This is a genomic window from Rhodoferax sp. GT1R46 (assembly GCF_056521285.1).
This window is the reverse complement of sequence record NZ_JBWMBC010000001.1, coordinates 1-16,311: the sequence shown is the minus strand read 5'-3', so window position 1 is coordinate 16,311 and position 16,311 is coordinate 1. Positions and strand designations below refer to the sequence as shown.

Genomic DNA, 16,311 nt, shown 5'->3' with positions numbered 1-16,311 from the left:
TAACAAGCATAAACTGCCAACTATTTTAAATAACTAGCAATTTATGAAACAGATTCACATGCAGGCGCGGTAGATTTCTGCCAACGATACTGCCCCCGTGCGCGCCAGTTTGATGCCGTTGGCTGGCAGACTGGACATGCCGCTGGCCAGCGCGCTGACCCGGTGCACATCGGCGGACACACCCACATCCACCCGCTCGGCAATCGATTTGTCCATCACCAGCAATTCATAAATGGCTTGGCGGCCTGCAAACCCGGTGCCGTGGCAATGGTCGCAGCCCACGCCGTGCCAGAAGGTTTCTTCAGGGCCGAGGTCCAGATTGGTCCGCATCAGCCTGTCAACCGGCTCCACCTCGCGGCAATGCGGGCAGTTGGTGCGTACCAGGCGCTGTGCCAGTACACCAATGACGGCTGAGCGAATCAAATAGGGCTCTACCCCCATTTCGATCAGACGTACCAGCGCACTGGGCGCATCGTTGGTGTGCAAGGTGCTGAACACCAGGTGACCGGTGAGCGCGCTCTCGACCGCAATCTTGGCGGTCTCGTAATCCCGCATTTCACCAATCAAAATCACATCCGGGTCGTGGCGCAGGATATGGCGCAGGGCCTTGGGAAAACCGAAGTCGATGGCCGGGTTGACCTGGATCTGGATCACGTTTTCCAGCTCGTATTCAATCGGGTCTTCCACGGTAATGATGTTGACGTTCTGGCGCACCACTTCCTGCAGCGCGGCATACAGCGTGGTGGTTTTGCCCGAACCCGTGGGCCCCGTCACCAGGACAATGCCCATACTGCGACGCAGCAGGTCGCGCAGTCGGGCCAGATCCGTGCGTTCAAAGCCAATGGCGTCGAGGCTGCGCATGTCAGCCGTGCGGGCGAGCACCCGAATCACCACACTCTCGCCAAATTGCGAGGGAATGATGGATATGCGCAGGTCAATACCCGCGCCGCTCTCGGTAATGCGAATGCGCCCATCCTGCGGCAACCGGTGCTCGGCGCTGTTCATGCTGGCCAGAATCTTGATGCGGCCCACCACCGGCGGCAGCAAGGCACGGCGCAAGCGGCGCACGGGCACCAACGTGCCGTTGATGCGAAACAGCACTTCAAACGTTTTTTGCCCGGGCCGGATGTGGATATCGGACGCCCGTCGGCTCACCGCATCGGCCAGCAGTGTGTTGACGAGACGGACGATGGGCGCCTCACGGGCGAGTGCTTCGGCTTCGCTCCAGATGCGCAACTCCTCTTCCTCGGTGCCCGCGCCCATGTCGCTGATGGCAAGTGACTCAAGTTCACTGGAATCGGTTCGGGAAGCGTAGCAACGACCAATGGCGGGCGCGATGTCCTCAGCCGGCGCCAGCACAGCGACTACTCTGCACTGGCTGACAAACCGAATCAAGTGCTGGTGCTCATTGCTCAGCGCATCTGACAGCGCCACCAGCAAGACGTCTCCCTCTCGCATCAGGGGCAATACGTTGAGCCTTGCCGCCATATCCGACGGCAAGGCCTCGAGCGCCTGAACTTCCGGGTCAAACTCAGCCAACTCAACCACCGGCACATGGCTGAGCGTGGCGGCTACCCGCAGTACCTGATTGACGTCGTGCGGGCTGCGCTCGTCCCGCGACAACTGCACAACGAGACGCGCAGCCAGCTCTGCAGCATCGTCCAGCGGATGCAGGCTGCGCCCCCGGAACGCTTCGACCAGGCAATCGTGTCCGGCCTCCTTCTCCAGCGGTCTGGTGCTCTCCACCGGCAGCACCCGAAACGCGCCCTCATGCAGCAGCGCGCGGAGCTCATCCAGTGTTCGTACCAAGCCCATTTGCAGAGGCGAGACCACGGCGGCACCACCATCCAGCGGAGCAGGCGCGGTGTCGGGCAAGGGCCATTCGCCAGACAGATGGCTATCGTGGGCAAAGTCGTTACTCAACAAGTCATCGCGGGGCAAGTCAGCAGGTGTTACGGTCATGGTCAGCACGGGCAAAAGGTACTAAAACTCTGTCCATGCACGGTAAGGACAGTCGGGCGCTATCAGAAAAGGCTTCCCCCACCGGCGGCAGGGACAGCGGAGGCAGGGGATAATGTCAATTTTACGTTTGCCAATGGGCCAGTTTGGCCTGTTTTTATGGAGTTCCGGCGATGAGCGACACACAACAACGCATTGACGAATTGGTCAAAGGTAACGAGGTTCTGCTTTTCATGAAAGGCAATGCCAGCTTTCCCCAATGCGGCTTCTCGGGCCGTGCGATCCAGATCCTGAAAGCCTGCGGCGTAGAACCCAAGGCCATCAAAACGGTGAACGTGCTGGAAGACGACGCCATCCGCACCGGCATCAAGGAGTACAGCAGCTGGCCGACTATTCCCCAGCTGTACGTGAAGGGCGAGTTCATTGGCGGCTCGGACATCATGATGGAGATGTATGAGTCCGGTGAACTGGCCAAGGCACTGGGCACAGCACCCGTCTGATATCTGCCCGGGAACGCTAGGCGGCCATTTCCCACAGCCGTCTGGCGCCCAGCACCGCATCCGGGTACGGTGCCTTGCCGCGCGAGCCGTTGTACCGGCCCAGGGTGAGAAACAGGTCACCCCGCTCACGGTCCAGGTAGTGGCGCAGGATCACGCAGCCAAACCGCAAATTGGTCTGCATGTGAAACAGTTTGCCCGCATCCCCATCACCCAGCACGCGGGTCCAGAACGGCATCACCTGCATGTAGCCCCGTGCACCGACACTGCTCACCGCAAACTTGCGGAAATTGCTTTCCACCTGAATCAAGCCCAACACGAGCGCAACGTCCAGGCCGGCACGCTTGCTTTCGTACCAGACGGTTTGCAGGAATTCCTTGCGGGTTTCCCATTCGGGTTTCTTCTTTTTGAGCCGCTCGCCCATGGCACCCACCCAGCGCAGGTATTGGAGGCGAGCCTCGGTATCGGCAAACTCGGGAATGGGCGGTGCGTTGTTGCTGACGGCTGAACTCAAGGCGGTACGAACCGAGTCCACCAGTGGCTCTTCCGCTTGCCTGCCGGCCCAGACTTGCTCCTGAAACGATAGCAGACCAACGCCTGTCAACAGGGGAATGAGGCAGTGTCTCCTGGAAATACCCGCAGCCCTGCCCCCGGTAGCCTTCATGCAGTCAGTTTGCCGGTGATGTGGTCCAAAACATCGGCAACTGCGACTTTGCTGGCTGTGCTGTCACGGCGGTGCTGGTACTCGACCTGTCCTTCCTTGAGCCCCCGGTCACCAATGGTGACACGGTGGGGCACACCAATCAGTTCCCAGTCCGCAAACATGGCACCTGGCCGCTCGCTGCGGTCGTCCAGAATCACATCGACACCCGCCGCCAATAAACCGGCATACAAATTGTCCGCAGCGGCCTTGACCTCGGGAAAGCGATCCGGGCTGATGGGACAAATGACCACGGTGAACGGGGCCAATGCATCGGGCCAAATGATGCCTTTTTCGTCATGGTTTTGCTCAATGGCCGCAGCGGGCAAGCGGGTGATGCCCACACCGTAACAACCCATTTCCATGAACTGCGGTTTGCCGTTGACGTCCAGAAACGTGGCGTTCATCGCCTGGCTGTATTTGGTTCCCAGGTAGAACACATGGCCCACTTCGATGCCACGCTCAATGGCGAGCACACCTTGGCCGTCAGGTGATGCATCACCGGCCACCACGTTGCGAATATCGGCCACGACTTCGGGCTCGGGCAGGTCACGACCCCAGTTAACACCGGTGAGGTGAAAGCCCTCCACGTTGGCACCGCAAATCCAGTCGCTCATCGCAGCCACCTCACGGTCAACCACGAGCTTCACCGGCTTGTTCAGACCAATGGGGCCCAGGTAGCCGGGCTTGCACCCAAAGTGGTCTTCAATCTCTGACACCGTGGCAAAGCGAAAATCGGCCAGCCCGTACAGCTTACCGACTTTGACCTCGTTCATGTCATGGTCGCCCCGCAGCAGCAGCAGCCAGATCTGGCTCTTGACTACTTCACCGGCTTCGCTGAGCTGGTCTGTCGCCAGTACGAGTGACTTGACGGTGCGCGCGAGCGGCAGCCCCAACAGCTTCGCCACATCGGCGCAGGTGCTTTTGTCGGGCGTTGGCGTGTTCACCATGGCCTCGGCGGGTGCAGCGAGGGTACCAGCAGGAGCGAGCGCTTCAGCCTTCTCCATATTGGCCGCGTAATCGCTGGTGGGGCAGTACACGATGGCATCTTCACCGGTGGCGGCAATCACCTGAAACTCTTCACTCAGATCGCCGCCAATGGCGCCGCTGTCGGCCGCGACCGCGCGGTAGGTCAGGCCGAAACGGTCAAAAATTTTGCGGTACGCACCGGCCATGATCTGGTAGCTGGCTTTGGCCGCGTCCTGATCCCGGTCAAAACTATAGGCGTCTTTCATGGTGAACTCGCGCCCACGCATCAGGCCAAAACGGGGCCGGCGTTCGTCACGGAACTTGGTCTGGATTTGGTAAAAGTTTTTTGGTAACTGTTTGTAGCTCTTGATTTCCTGGCGCGCGATGTCAGTAATCACCTCTTCGCTGGTGGGCTGCACCACGTAATCGCGGCCATGGCGGTCCTTGATGCGCAGCAACTCGGCTCCCATCTTTCCAAAACGCCCGGTCTCTTCCCACAACTCTGCAGGCTGCACTACGGGCATGGATAGCTCCACGGCACCAGCGCGGTTCATCTCCTCGCGCACGATAGCCTCGACCTTGCGGATCACGCGCAGCCCCATCGGCATGTAGCTGTAGATGCCTGCGCCCAGTTTTTTGATCATGCCGGCACGCATCATCAGCTTGTGGCTGACTACCTCAGCGTCCGCCGGTGCCTCCTTGAGGGTGGAAATGAAGAATTGGGAGGCTTTCATGGCATATCTCGCTGAACTGGACTGGACTTCGCTGAACGACTAGGGTCTTCGCCACTTGAACCACAGCGTGTGCTGTGCATAATGAACGAAGTTTAAAAATTGGGGTTTGATTATGCTTGACCGGGACGGCTTTCGGCCCAACGTCGGCATCGTCCTGCTCAACCAGAGAAATCAGGTATTTTGGGGCAAGCGCATTCGTACCCACTCGTGGCAGTTTCCACAAGGTGGCATTGATCGGGGGGAGACTCCCGAACAGGCCATGATCCGCGAACTGCATGAAGAAGTGGGGCTCCAACCGGAGCATGTTTGTATTGTTGCCCGCACCCGAGACTGGTTGCGCTACGAGGTGCCTGACCGCTACATCCGACGCGATGCGCGCGGCCATTACAAAGGACAGAAACAGATCTGGTTTCTACTGCAACTGGTCGGTCACGACTGGGATTTGAACCTGCGCGCCACCGACCACCCCGAGTTCGACGCCTGGCGTTGGAACGACTACTGGGTTCCACTGGACGCGGTTGTGGAATTCAAACGTGGCGTTTACGAAATGGCGCTGACGGAGTTGGCCCGCTATCTGCCGCGCAACGAACCCCGTAACCGCTTTTTGCGCAGTGGGCATCGTGCGCGTGATCCGGGCGACGGCACGACTGACGCTGCATCCGGATTCATGGAGTTGCCACCCGGTGCATCCTTTGAGCCAGACCCGGGCACCAACCTGCCGGAAGACCAGGGTAGCCACCATGCTCCGTAATCGAATGGCGGGGGGTTGCCTTGCGCTCCTGGCAAACTTGGCGTGGGCGCAAAGCCCCCCCAATGCCCTGGATTGGGTGGAAGACACGGCGCCTTCGCCGCCCTCCTATTCCAGAGACCAGTTGATTCCGATCGATATGCCGCCCTATGTATCGATCAAGATGGGGGTTGATCCTGCGACGATTACGGTGGGCGCCGACGGCGTTGTCCGCTATGTCGTGGTGATGCGCAACGCATCCGGCTCGGTGAACGCGGCCTATGAGGGCATTCGCTGCACTACGGATGAGGTGAAGACTTATGCGCGCAGTGGCAGCTCAGGTGATTGGCACATGGTGGAGCAGCCGCAGTGGAAAGCGGTGAATGACAATCTGCCCTCACGGCATGCCTTCGCGATTGCACGCCAAGGTGGCTGTGAAACACGGCTCTCGACGAGCACCGCAGAAGTAATCAGAGCCTTGAAGCAACGTCAGAAGATGGGCAACTGAGAGGCGTTGCCGTCATTGCCAGGTGAGGGAGTCAGCGAGTCAACACCAGGTTGTCCCGGTGCAGCATTTCAGGTTCTGCCGCGTAGCCCAGCAGTTTTTCGAATTCAGAAGACGGCTTGCGACACAACAGGCGCGCTTCAGAACTAGCGTAGTTCGCCAAGCCGCGCGCGATTTCTGCGCCAGCGCCATCACGCACCGCAATCACATCACCGCGAGAGAAATCTCCATCCACCTGGATCATGCCGATTGGCAGCAAACTCTTGCCCTCATCGCGCAATTTGGCCGCCGCGCCTGCATCCACCACCACCGCGCCGCGCAGTTGCAGATGGTCCGCCATCCACTGTTTGCGCGCCTGGTTTTTCTGGGTTTGAGCCACCAAAAGGGTGCCAATGGCTTCGCCCTGAGTCAGGCGAATCAACGCGTCTGGCTCACGGCCCCAGGCAATGACGGTGGAGGCGCCTGATCCTGCCGCGCGCTTGGCAGCAAGGATTTTGGTGATCATGCCACCACGCCCAAGGCTGGAGCCCGCGCCACCGGCCATGGCTTCCAGTTTCGCGTCGCCCGCATTGGCTTCATGGACAAATTGCGCGTGCACGTCCTTGCGTGGATCCGCTGTAAACAGGCCTTTTTGATCCGTCAGGATCACCAGCGCATCGGCTTCAACCAAGTTGGCGACCAGCGCGCCGAGCGTGTCATTGTCACCAAACTTGATTTCATCATTGACCACCGTGTCATTCTCATTGATCACGGGGACGACACCCAGTTTCAACAGGGTCAACAGGGTAGAGCGGGCATTCAGGTAGCGCTCCCGGTCGGCCAGGTCCGCGTGGGTGAGCAAAACCTGCGCGCTGCCCAAGCCATTGAGCTTGAGCTTGGTTTCGTACATCTGGGCCAGCCCCATTTGCCCTACCGCCGCCGCTGCCTGGAGTTCATGAACCGCTTTGGGGCGCGTGGTCCAACCCAGTCGCTTCATGCCTTCGGCAATAGCGCCGCTGGAGACCATGATGACTTCACGCCCATCGCGAATCAAATGGGCCATCTGACGGCACCACTCCCCAATGGCTACTTCATCCAGACCTCGACCATCGTTGGTCACCAGGCTGGAGCCCACTTTGACGACGATCCGCCGGGCATCCCGCAACACGGTTGAAACTGAATTATTTGTCATATAGACCCGTAGCCCCCGCCAATATTGCGCCAGCAGCTATTCTTTTAATAGCAAAGGCTATGCGTCGGTGGGATCAACAAAGCGGGGATCAATCTCCACCACCGGTTGCTCCGCAACCTGCTGGGCTTTCACGTGCTTGTAAATCGCTTTCACAAGCGGTTCGCAACCTTCACGCGTCAATGCGGATATTTCAAAGACCGGACCTTTGAACTTGAAGCGCTTCACGAAGTCTTTCACAAGGGCAGCGCGCTCGTCCGAGTCGACCATGTCAAGCTTGTTGAGCACCAGCCAGCGCGGCTTGTTGTACAAGCCCTGGTCGTACTTCTTCAGCTCATTCACAATCGCCTTGGCCTGCGCAACGGTGTCGACACCTTCATCAAAAGGAGCCATGTCGACAATATGCAGCAGCAAGCGGGTGCGTTGCAAATGGCGCAAAAACAAGTGCCCCAATCCGGCACCTTCCGACGCACCCTCGATCAGGCCGGGCAAGTCGGCGACGACAAAGCTCTGCTCCGGTCCGACGCGCACCACCCCCAGATTCGGGTGCAAGGTGGTGAAGGGATAGTCAGCAATACGAGGCCGCGCATTGGATATGGCGGTGATAAATGTCGACTTGCCGGCATTGGGCATGCCCAGTAGACCGACGTCAGCCAGCACCTTCAGCTCCAGCTTCAGCTCTTTTTTCTCACCGGGCCAACCCGGTGTTTTTTGGCGTGGGGCGCGGTTGATGGCGCTTTTGAAACGCATATTACCGAAGCCACCATCTCCGCCCTTGGCGATGGTAATGACTTCACCCGGCTTGAGCAATTCGTACAACACCTCGCCGGTTTCAGCATCGGTAATGATGGTTCCTACCGGCATTTTCAGCGTGATGTCGTCGCCCGCAGCGCCAAACATGTCAGAACCCATGCCGTGCTCTCCGCGTTTGGCGTCGTGGCGACGCGAAAACCGGAAGTCCACCAACGTGTTCAGGTTGGCGTCTGCGACGGCAAAAACATGGCCACCACGGCCACCGTCTCCCCCATTGGGACCGCCAAATTCTTTGTACTTTTCATGCCGAAAGGAGACGCAGCCCGCCCCGCCATCTCCAGCAGAGATATCAATGTAGGCTTCGTCAACGAACTTCATGGTGTGTACCGTAGTTATAAATGAAAAACCCCGCGCAGAGGCGCAGGGTTTTTTGGGTAAACCGTCTGCAGATCAGGCTGCAGTCACGCTCACCATATGCTTGTTGAGAGCACCCTTGTGGGCAAACGAAACGTGCCCATCAATCAGTGCAAACAGGGTGTGGTCTTTGCCCATACCGACATTCACTCCAGCGTGGAACTTGGTACCGCGCTGGCGCAAGATGATCGCGCCGGGTTTGACCAGTTCACCACCGAATGTCTTCACACCCAGCATCTTGGGCTTGGAATCGCGCCCGTTTCGCGTAGAGCCGCCGCCTTTTTTCTGTGCCATGACCTAGTGTCCTTATCCAGCAATGGCGCCGATGAGCAGTTCAGTGAACTGCTGGCGGTGCCCTTGACGTTTCTGATAATGCTTACGACGACGCATTTTGAAAATGCGCACTTTGTCGTGCTTGCCATGCTGCAGCACGGTGACTGTCACCGTTGCACCGGACACCAAGGGTGTGCCGACCTTCAATTCAGCGCCGTTTCCGACAGCCAGAACCTGATCGATCACAATCTCTTGGCCTACATCCGCAGCAATCTGTTCTACTTTAATTTTTTCGCCAGCCGCAACCCGATATTGCTTGCCGCCGGTTTTTATGACCGCGTACATATTGACCTCTTCGACTTGAGAATCTGCAAACGAATTTTCGCAGAGCCCAAGAGTATAACATCCAAGCCCTAAAACTCCAAATGCCATTCAACACTACGGCAAAGCGCATCAGGGGCTTTCTATAATCACTCATCTAACCAACCGGTCCACATCCTTGCAAGCCAATCCACCCAGCTCATCGACTGGGCTTTCCATTGTCGAACAGGACATGCTCCAAGTAGACCAGGTCATCGCCCTGAAGCTGGACTCTGGCGTGCCCCTGGTTGGCAGCGTGTCGCAGTACATCATCTCAGCCGGTGGCAAGCGTCTACGCCCCGCCCTCCTGCTTTTGTGTTGCGGCGCCCTGGGGTTCAAAGGCGTACAGCGCTTCAATATGGCGGCGGTGGTGGAATTCATCCATACAGCCACCTTGCTGCACGACGACGTGGTGGACGATTCGGCCCTGCGGCGCGGGAACGCCACCGCCAACTCCAAATTTGGGAATCCGGCCAGTGTTCTGGTTGGCGACTTTCTTTACTCCCGTGCATTCCAGATGATGGTGGACGGTCAAAACATGCGCATCATGCAAGTATTGGCTGACGCGACCAACATCATTGCCGAAGGCGAGGTGATGCAACTGATGAATATGCACAACGCCGGACTGGACGAGCAAGGATACTTACAGGTCATCCAATCCAAGACCGCCAAGCTGTTTGAGGCCAGCGCCCGTGTAGGTGCCATTCTGTCGGGCACCAGCGCGGCCATGGAGGCCGCATGCGCCGAATATGGCCAGGCACTGGGAACGGCGTTTCAAGTCATCGACGACGTACTGGATTACTCTGGCGACGCGTCGGTGATGGGGAAAAATCTGGGCGATGATCTACGGGAAGGCAAGGCGACTTTGCCTCTTATCTCTGCAATGCAACGCGGATCACAGACGGAGCGTGAAACCATCCAGCAAGCCATCGAAACCGGCGCAGTATCGATGCTGGACGAAGTCATTCGCATTGTCAGAAAAACGGGTGGCCTTGATGTGGCAAGGGCCGCTGCACAGCAGGAAGCATTGCGCGCCATCGCGGCAGCCAAGCTACTTCCATCAGGCCCACATGCCGACTGTTTGATACAATTAGCAACACAGCTGCTGGAGAGAAAGTATTGACTTTTCTTGGAAGTCAGTGCCTCCGCCGGGGTGTAGCTTAGCCTGGTAGAGCGCTACGTTCGGGACGTAGAGGCCGGAGGTTCGAATCCTCTCACCCCGACCAGACAACCATGTGTTGTCAATCTGCGTCCCCCGACCCCGGCATACCCCCTTTACAATTTACATTGCTTGTGCAATCGGCGATGATGGGCTGATTCAAACTGCAACGTAATTCATCTCGGGCTATGGCTGCTGTCGAACCAATTCAACGTGACTCCCCCTCCATTGCTCTTCCTGGTCTCGGAAGAGCTCTTGTCACTGCTGGCAAGTTGGGACAAAAATCTGCTGAAGAGATTTACCGCAAAGCCCTTTCCAGCAAAAACAGCTTTATCGCAGAGTTGGTGGGGTCAGGCGCAGTTTCTGCTTCAGATTTAGCGCACACCTTGTCGGCCGCGTATGCCGCGCCGCTGCTAGACCTGGACGCAATCGACCCTCAGCGCTTACCCAAGGGCTTACTGGACGGGAAAATTTGTACGGACTACCGCGTGGTGGTTCTCAGCAAGCGAAGCAATCGACTAATGGTGGCTACCGCAGACCCATCGGACCAGGCCGCTGCGGAAAAGATCAAGTTTTCAACCCAGATGGGAGTCGACTGGGTTATCGCCGAGTACGACAAGCTTTCAAAGCTGGTAGAGGCCTCTGGAACCACTGCTTCCGAGGCAATGGAAGACATCATCGGAAGCGATTTCGAGTTTGATGAAAATTCTGCTGAGGCGATTACCGATAACGCGCAGGCCAACGTCGCAGAAGTTGAAGATGCCCCGGTTGTCAGGTTTTTGCACAAAATGCTGATGGATGCGTTCAGCATGCGGGCGTCGGATTTACATTTTGAGCCCTACGAGCACACCTATCGCGTTCGATTCCGTATCGACGGACAGTTGCGCGAAATTGCCTCGCCGCCCATTGCCATCAAAGACAAATTAGCCTCGCGAATCAAGGTTATTTCCAGGATGGATATTTCCGAGAAGCGCGTACCGCAAGACGGACGGATGAAACTGAAAGTGGGACCAGACCGGGTAATCGATTTTCGGGTCAGTACCCTGCCCACCCTCTTTGGTGAAAAGATCGTTATCCGGATTCTGGACCCCAGTAGCGCACGACTGGGGATTGACGCGCTTGGCTACGAACCGGAAGAAAAAGAGCGATTACTGAAGGCAATTGGCCGCCCCTACGGGATGATTTTGGTCACCGGCCCCACGGGGTCCGGGAAGACCGTTTCGCTCTATACATGCCTGAATCTGCTAAATCAGCCCGGTGTAAACATTGCTACCGCAGAAGATCCATCGGAAATCAACTTGCCCGGGGTCAACCAGGTCAACGTCAACGAGAAGGCAGGGCTCACCTTCGCCGCGGCGTTGAAGTCATTCCTGCGCCAGGACCCAGACATCATCATGGTGGGCGAAATACGCGATCTGGAAACGGCCGATATTTCCATCAAGGCCGCCCAGACTGGGCACCTGGTTCTCTCGACGCTACACACCAACGATGCGCCCGCAACATTGACGCGCATGCGCAACATGGGAATTGCGCCTTTCAACATCGCGTCCAGCGTCATACTCATCACGGCGCAGCGGCTGGCCCGTCGTCTTTGCCCCAACTGCAAGACACCCGTAGAAATCCCCCACGATGCGCTGATCGACGCAGGATTTCGCGAATCGGATCTGGACGGAAGTTGGAAAGCCTACCGGCCAGTCGGTTGTTCGATGTGCAATAACGGTTACAAAGGTCGGGTAGGCATCTACCAAGTTATGCCTGTTACCGATGAAATCCAGCGAATCATTTTGCGAGACGGAAGCGCGTTAGAGATTGCGGAACAATCCGAGCGGGAAGGCGTGCGTTCCCTGCGGCAATCCGGATTGAATAAAGTCAAACAGGCGATGACTTCATTGGAAGAAGTTCTCGCCGTCACGAATGAATAAAAAGTAACCCGGGAATTCTAATGGCCACTACAAAGACCGCCAGCAACAAAGACGCTGTTTTCGAATGGGAAGGCAAGGACCGCAACGGCAGGCAAGTGCGTGGGGAAATTCGTGCGGCTGGAGAAAACCAGGTCAAGGCATCACTGCGCAGGCAAGGGGTCACCCCCACCAAAATCAAAAAGCGCCGCATGAGCGCAGGCAAATCCATCAAACCGAAGGATATGGCCATCTTCACGCGGCAACTCGCAACCATGATGAAAGCGGGCGTTCCGTTGCTTCAGGCATTTGACATCGTGGGCCGAGGCAACCCCAACCCCCGGGTCACCAAACTGCTCAATGACATCCGCACCGATGTGGAAACCGGCACCTCGTTGAGCGTTGCCTTCCGGAAATTCCCGCTGTACTTCGACAACCTCTACTGCAATCTGGTTGAGGCGGGTGAATCTGCAGGTATTCTGGATCAGCTGCTGGACCGGCTAGCGGTCTACATGGAAAAGACTGAGGCCATCAAGTCCAAGATCAAGTCCGCGTTGATGTACCCCATTACGGTGCTCATCGTGGCATTTGTGGTGGTCGCGGTCATCATGATTTTTGTGATTCCCTCCTTCAAAGAGGTCTTCACGTCGTTTGGTGGCGAACTGCCCATGCCTACGCTGGTCGTGATTGCCATGAGTGAGTTCTTCATCAAGTACTGGTACCTGATCTTTGGCGGCATCGGAGGCGGTGTCTATTTCTTCATGCAAGCGTGGCAGCGCAACAAGAAGATGCAGGCCGTTATGGACCGCATCATGCTAAAGCTTCCCATTTTTGGTGTGCTGGTAGAGAAGTCATGTATTGCGCGCTGGACGCGAACCTTATCAACCATGTTTGCCGCCGGCGTTCCTTTGGTGGAAGCATTGGACTCGGTGGGTGGTGCTGCCGGCAACAGCGTATACGAAGACGCAACCCTCAAGATCCAACAGGAAGTCTCTACTGGTACCGCCCTCACCGCTGCCATGACGAATGCCAATCTGTTTCCTTCGATGGTCCTGCAAATGTGCGCCATCGGCGAAGAATCGGGCTCCATTGACCACATGTTGGGTAAAGCCGCCGACTTTTTTGAAGCCGAAGTGGATGATATGGTTGCTGGCATTTCGAGCCTGATGGAGCCCATCATCATCGTGATCCTGGGCACCGTGATTGGCGGCATTGTGGTTGCCATGTACCTACCGATTTTCAAACTGGGTCAGGTGGTTTGATGCTGATGAGTCTGCAATGGCTTGAAGCATCAGTCGCCGGCATATTGGGCTTGTTGATTGGGAGCTTTCTCAATGTCGTTATTTACCGTTTGCCCAAGATGCTGGAGAAGCAGTGGGCGGCGGAGTGTGCCGAAATGTCGGGCAAGCCGGCCGATGTCACGGAGCCCTTCAATCTGATGGTGCCGCGTTCTGGATGTCCCCATTGCGGGCACCAGATTCGTTGGTACGAGAATGTCCCGGTCCTCAGCTACCTCCTGCTGCGTGGTCGCTGCTCGGCCTGCAAGGCGCCTATCAGCGTTCGCTATCCGCTGGTGGAAATCGCCACTGGCGTCTTGTTTTTCTTCAGTGTCTGGCAATGGGGTGCCACCGCAACGGGGGGTGTCTGGTGCGCCTTTTCGGCCATTCTTCTGTCGCTGGCGCTCATTGACTGGGACACCACACTGTTACCTGACGACCTGACCCTTCCTCTGCTGTGGCTAGGCCTGGTGGCCGCCGCCCTGCAGTGGACGCCCGTTGGGCTGCATTCATCGCTCTGGGGTGCAGTCGCGGGGTACCTTTCGTTGTGGGCGGTCTACTGGGCGTTCAAGTTGGTCACAGGCAAAGAGGGCATGGGCTACGGAGACTTCAAGTTGTTCGCAGCACTTGGTGCCTGGTTCGGCTGGCAGGCATTGATTCCCATGATTCTTTTGGCATCCGTCATTGGCGCCATTGTGGGTATCGCAATGAAGTTCAGCACGGGGTTGCGGGAAGGAGGCTACGTGCCATTCGGACCCTTCCTTGCCGGCGCAGGACTGACAGCCTTGGTTTTCGGACCCGCAGCACTCCGTCAGGTTGTTGGTCTTTGATCGTGGCGACTGCCGCCTATCGATTGGGATTGACTGGAGGAATCGGTAGTGGAAAGACCACGATTGCGGGCATGCTGGCGCAGATGGGTGCCACGGTCGTGGATGCCGATGCCATTTCAAGAGCAGCAACCTCCCCCGGAGGTTCTGCCATTGCCATGCTCAAGAGCACCTTTGGTGCGAGCATGCTGGCGGCAGATGGATCTCTGGATCGGGAGCAAATGCGCAATTTGATCTATTCAGACCCCACCGCTAAAGCCCGTTTGGAATACATCGTGCACCCCTTGGTAGGACAAGATATTGCCCGGCAGGCCCAGCTTGCTGAGGCTCGAGGCGCGACGTGCATCGTATTCGATATTCCGTTGCTGGTCGAGTCAAAGAACTGGCGCGCAACATTGCAGCGCATATTGGTAATTGATTGCTCCGAGCACACGCAAATTGAACGTGTAACCGCTCGCAACGGTCTGGACACGGCGGGCGTAATGAAAATTCTTGCAGCCCAGGCATCCCGCACACAGCGACTGGACGCCGCCGACATGGTGATATTCAACGATGGCATTGACATGAACGCGCTGGCACTGCAAGTCCATGAAATCGGCACTCAGTTCGGGCTATGATTCGGCCACCGGAAAAATCAGCGTGATCCTTTACGAATACCCCTTCAACGAGCGAATTCGCACCTATTTGCGACTGGAACATCTGTTTCTCCGATTGTCGGAACTGATGTCTCGACCAGACGCGATAGACCACCACTTCGCGATCACCACGATGTTCGAAGTCATGGACGTGGGCGCGCGGGCAGACTTGAAGTCCGACGTGATGAAAGATCTGGATAAGCAGAAGCAGATTTTGAACGCCTATCGAGGCAACCCCGCTATTGCCGAAGGGGTGCTGGACAAAGTAATCGATCAATTGGAGCGTTGCTTCAGCGAGTTAAACGCGCAGCCCGGAAAAGCAGGTCAATCGCTCACAGAAAACGACTGGCTGATGAGCATACGCAGCCGGGTGGGCATTCCCGGTGGAACCTGTGAATTTGATCTGCCTGCGTATTTCGCCTGGCAGCACCGCGACAGCGCATCCCGCCAAAGCGATTTGCAGAAGTGGGCTTCCACCCTTGGCCCTCTGGCAGAATCCATTCAGCTACTTTTAAAGCTGTTGCGAGACTCTGGCTCCCCTCAGAAAGTGATCGCAGTCGGCGGACAATTCCAGCAGAACTTGCCACAGGGGCGGACTTTTCAACTGTTGCGACTCTCGTTGAATCCTGAATTCAACCTGATCCCGGAAATCAGTGGTAACCGTTTGATGGTTTCCATTCGTCTCATGCGCCACGGAGAAGACGACCGCCTGCACACCAGCAGCGAAGACGGTGCATTCGAGCTGACACTTTGCTCCTGAGACCAAGAGACCGTGACGGACCACGCTAAACAAGGATCACCCGAACGCATCGTGCGCTGCCCGACCTGTGGTGGCGACAGCGTTTACTCGCCCTCCAATGCGGCGCGACCGTTCTGTAGCGAACGTTGCAAGAACATGGATTTTGGGGCTTGGGCCAGCGAAAACTTTCGCGTGCAAGTACTGCCCGAGCCGGACGAGATGGACCTGGACCGCACCGGACTTCAGTAGTTATCTCGCCAAGAAACTACAAGGAAAAACATGGCTTAGGAGTCTGGGCCGCAGAACTTTTTCAGCGGCGTCGGCCTGACCGTTACCATCGCCAAATTGGCTGGGATGTGGTGGCGACTTCCATCACAACCCGCGTCGGCGGTGGCTCGGTGGAGACCGAACTCCGTCGCTGGACTTTAGATTCGAATTTTCCTGGTGTTTTTGTCTCAGCAGGCCTGCATTGCACCCATTCTGCGTAGATTCAGCGCCATGCAGACGAGCTTGAACTCGGCTTGCGCCTTGTGTAGTCCCCGCATGCTGAACTGACGGAATCCCAGAATGCTTTTGATCCATCCATTCGGTGGTTCAGCAGTAAGCGCGCGGCAAACCCATATTGACCGCGGCCCTGCAGTGGTGGTGACAGTCAGGGTGACGCGGTTGGCGGCGTCCAGCGATGTGGCAGCAACTCGCCAATCATGCTGTTGCGCT

Annotated in this window: 18 protein-coding genes and 1 tRNA gene; 11 read left to right on the top strand and 8 right to left on the bottom strand. The window is 57.2% G+C overall.

Translation table 11 applies throughout. From position 1 onward, the window contains the following. Positions 1-54: 54 nt before the first annotated feature. Positions 55-1,962: a GspE/PulE family protein gene (locus AC097W_RS00095; protein WP_479600217.1), complete on the bottom strand. Its 1,908-nt coding sequence runs from the start codon at positions 1,960-1,962 to the stop codon at positions 55-57. A gap of 170 nt (positions 1,963-2,132) precedes the next feature. Here AC097W_RS00095 and grxD point away from each other — a divergent pair, with 170 nt between their 5' ends. Then, positions 2,133-2,459: a Grx4 family monothiol glutaredoxin gene (gene grxD, locus AC097W_RS00090; RefSeq protein ID WP_479600216.1), complete on the top strand. Its 327-nt coding sequence runs from the start codon at positions 2,133-2,135 to the stop codon at positions 2,457-2,459. Between the two features lie 16 nt (positions 2,460-2,475). On the opposite strand, the gene AC097W_RS00085 is transcribed toward grxD, so the two are convergent. Together AC097W_RS00085 and AC097W_RS00080 are read right to left on the bottom strand one after the other, a co-directional pair. Next, complete coding sequence (locus AC097W_RS00085) at positions 2,476-3,120, bottom strand: lytic transglycosylase domain-containing protein (protein WP_479600215.1); 645 nt, start codon at positions 3,118-3,120, stop codon at positions 2,476-2,478. Beyond that, entirely contained in the window at positions 3,117-4,859 is a 1,743-nt protein-coding gene (locus AC097W_RS00080; protein WP_479600214.1) for a proline--tRNA ligase, read from the bottom strand. The genes AC097W_RS00085 and AC097W_RS00080 overlap by 4 nt, the downstream gene beginning before the upstream one ends. A 112-nt stretch (positions 4,860-4,971) precedes the next feature. On the opposite strand from AC097W_RS00080, the gene AC097W_RS00075 reads away from it, so the two are divergent. Beyond that, a complete protein-coding gene (locus AC097W_RS00075) occupies positions 4,972-5,610 on the top strand; it encodes an RNA pyrophosphohydrolase (RefSeq protein ID WP_479600213.1) in 639 nt (212 codons plus the stop codon). Further along, the gene (locus tag AC097W_RS00070; RefSeq protein ID WP_479600212.1) at positions 5,600-6,094 is read left to right on the top strand and encodes a CNP1-like family protein; all 495 of its coding nucleotides are present in this window, start codon (positions 5,600-5,602) and stop codon (positions 6,092-6,094) included. The genes AC097W_RS00075 and AC097W_RS00070 overlap by 11 nt, the downstream gene beginning before the upstream one ends. 31 nt (positions 6,095-6,125) lie before the next feature. Here the strand turns inward: AC097W_RS00070 and proB are convergent, their stop codons facing one another. From proB to rplU, 4 genes are all read right to left on the bottom strand, one after another. Next, positions 6,126-7,262 carry a glutamate 5-kinase gene (proB, locus tag AC097W_RS00065; RefSeq protein WP_479600211.1) on the bottom strand — a complete coding sequence of 379 codons (1,137 nt, stop codon included), beginning with the start codon at positions 7,260-7,262 and terminating at the stop codon, positions 6,126-6,128. Between the two features lie 57 nt (positions 7,263-7,319). After that, positions 7,320-8,390: an Obg family GTPase CgtA gene (cgtA, locus tag AC097W_RS00060; protein ID WP_479600210.1), complete on the bottom strand. Its 1,071-nt coding sequence runs from the start codon at positions 8,388-8,390 to the stop codon at positions 7,320-7,322. A 72-nt stretch (positions 8,391-8,462) separates the two neighbouring features. Beyond that, positions 8,463-8,720, bottom strand: a complete 258-nt coding sequence (gene rpmA, locus AC097W_RS00055) for a 50S ribosomal protein L27 (protein ID WP_413880681.1) — start codon at positions 8,718-8,720, stop codon at positions 8,463-8,465. A gap of 12 nt (positions 8,721-8,732) precedes the next feature. After that, on the bottom strand, positions 8,733-9,044 hold the full coding sequence (rplU, locus tag AC097W_RS00050; protein WP_479601268.1) for a 50S ribosomal protein L21: 312 nt from the start codon (positions 9,042-9,044) through the stop codon (positions 8,733-8,735). 208 nt (positions 9,045-9,252) lie between these two features. Here rplU and AC097W_RS00045 point away from each other — a divergent pair, with 208 nt between their 5' ends. From AC097W_RS00045 to AC097W_RS00010, 8 genes are all read left to right on the top strand, one after another. Beyond that, positions 9,253-10,182, top strand: a complete 930-nt coding sequence (locus tag AC097W_RS00045; RefSeq protein ID WP_479600209.1) for a polyprenyl synthetase family protein — start codon at positions 9,253-9,255, stop codon at positions 10,180-10,182. A 26-nt stretch (positions 10,183-10,208) separates the two neighbouring features. Next, positions 10,209-10,285 (top strand) — tRNA-Pro (locus tag AC097W_RS00040). Between the two features lie 121 nt (positions 10,286-10,406). After that, positions 10,407-12,140 (top strand): type IV-A pilus assembly ATPase PilB, encoded by a 1,734-nt coding sequence (pilB, locus tag AC097W_RS00035; RefSeq protein ID WP_479600208.1) that lies wholly within the window; start codon positions 10,407-10,409, stop codon positions 12,138-12,140. A gap of 20 nt (positions 12,141-12,160) precedes the next feature. Then, a complete protein-coding gene (locus tag AC097W_RS00030; protein ID WP_479600207.1) occupies positions 12,161-13,378 on the top strand; it encodes a type II secretion system F family protein in 1,218 nt (405 codons plus the stop codon). Beyond that, positions 13,378-14,223 carry a prepilin peptidase gene (locus AC097W_RS00025; RefSeq protein WP_479600206.1) on the top strand — a complete coding sequence of 282 codons (846 nt, stop codon included), beginning with the start codon at positions 13,378-13,380 and terminating at the stop codon, positions 14,221-14,223. Before AC097W_RS00030 ends, AC097W_RS00025 begins: the two co-directional genes overlap by 1 nt. A gap of 2 nt (positions 14,224-14,225) precedes the next feature. Next, a complete protein-coding gene (gene coaE / locus AC097W_RS00020; RefSeq protein WP_479600205.1) occupies positions 14,226-14,837 on the top strand; it encodes a dephospho-CoA kinase in 612 nt (203 codons plus the stop codon). A 22-nt stretch (positions 14,838-14,859) separates the two neighbouring features. Continuing rightward, the gene (zapD, locus tag AC097W_RS00015; protein WP_479601267.1) at positions 14,860-15,615 is read left to right on the top strand and encodes a cell division protein ZapD; all 756 of its coding nucleotides are present in this window, start codon (positions 14,860-14,862) and stop codon (positions 15,613-15,615) included. Positions 15,616-15,627: 12 nt separating this feature from the next. Beyond that, positions 15,628-15,843, top strand: a complete 216-nt coding sequence (locus tag AC097W_RS00010; protein ID WP_479600204.1) for a DNA gyrase inhibitor YacG — start codon at positions 15,628-15,630, stop codon at positions 15,841-15,843. A gap of 206 nt (positions 15,844-16,049) precedes the next feature. On the opposite strand, the gene AC097W_RS00005 is transcribed toward AC097W_RS00010, so the two are convergent. Continuing rightward, positions 16,050-16,311: transposase (locus tag AC097W_RS00005; RefSeq protein WP_479600203.1), on the bottom strand; the 262-nt coding region annotated here is incomplete at its 5' end.

Coding starts and splice junctions, on each gene's coding strand:
- AC097W_RS00095 (WP_479600217.1), bottom strand. CDS start 1,962: ATGACCGTAACACCTGCTGACTTGCCCCGCGATGACTTGTTGAGTAAC.
- grxD (WP_479600216.1), top strand. CDS start 2,133: ATGAGCGACACACAACAACGCATTGACGAATTGGTCAAAGGTAACGAG.
- AC097W_RS00085 (WP_479600215.1), bottom strand. CDS start 3,120: ATGAAGGCTACCGGGGGCAGGGCTGCGGGTATTTCCAGGAGACACTGC.
- AC097W_RS00080 (WP_479600214.1), bottom strand. CDS start 4,859: ATGAAAGCCTCCCAATTCTTCATTTCCACCCTCAAGGAGGCACCGGCG.
- AC097W_RS00075 (WP_479600213.1), top strand. CDS start 4,972: ATGCTTGACCGGGACGGCTTTCGGCCCAACGTCGGCATCGTCCTGCTC.
- AC097W_RS00070 (WP_479600212.1), top strand. CDS start 5,600: ATGCTCCGTAATCGAATGGCGGGGGGTTGCCTTGCGCTCCTGGCAAAC.
- proB (WP_479600211.1), bottom strand. CDS start 7,262: ATGACAAATAATTCAGTTTCAACCGTGTTGCGGGATGCCCGGCGGATC.
- cgtA (WP_479600210.1), bottom strand. CDS start 8,390: ATGAAGTTCGTTGACGAAGCCTACATTGATATCTCTGCTGGAGATGGC.
- rpmA (WP_413880681.1), bottom strand. CDS start 8,720: ATGGCACAGAAAAAAGGCGGCGGCTCTACGCGAAACGGGCGCGATTCC.
- rplU (WP_479601268.1), bottom strand. CDS start 9,044: ATGTACGCGGTCATAAAAACCGGCGGCAAGCAATATCGGGTTGCGGCT.
- AC097W_RS00045 (WP_479600209.1), top strand. CDS start 9,253: ATGCTCCAAGTAGACCAGGTCATCGCCCTGAAGCTGGACTCTGGCGTG.
- pilB (WP_479600208.1), top strand. CDS start 10,407: ATGGCTGCTGTCGAACCAATTCAACGTGACTCCCCCTCCATTGCTCTT.
- AC097W_RS00030 (WP_479600207.1), top strand. CDS start 12,161: ATGGCCACTACAAAGACCGCCAGCAACAAAGACGCTGTTTTCGAATGG.
- AC097W_RS00025 (WP_479600206.1), top strand. CDS start 13,378: ATGCTGATGAGTCTGCAATGGCTTGAAGCATCAGTCGCCGGCATATTG.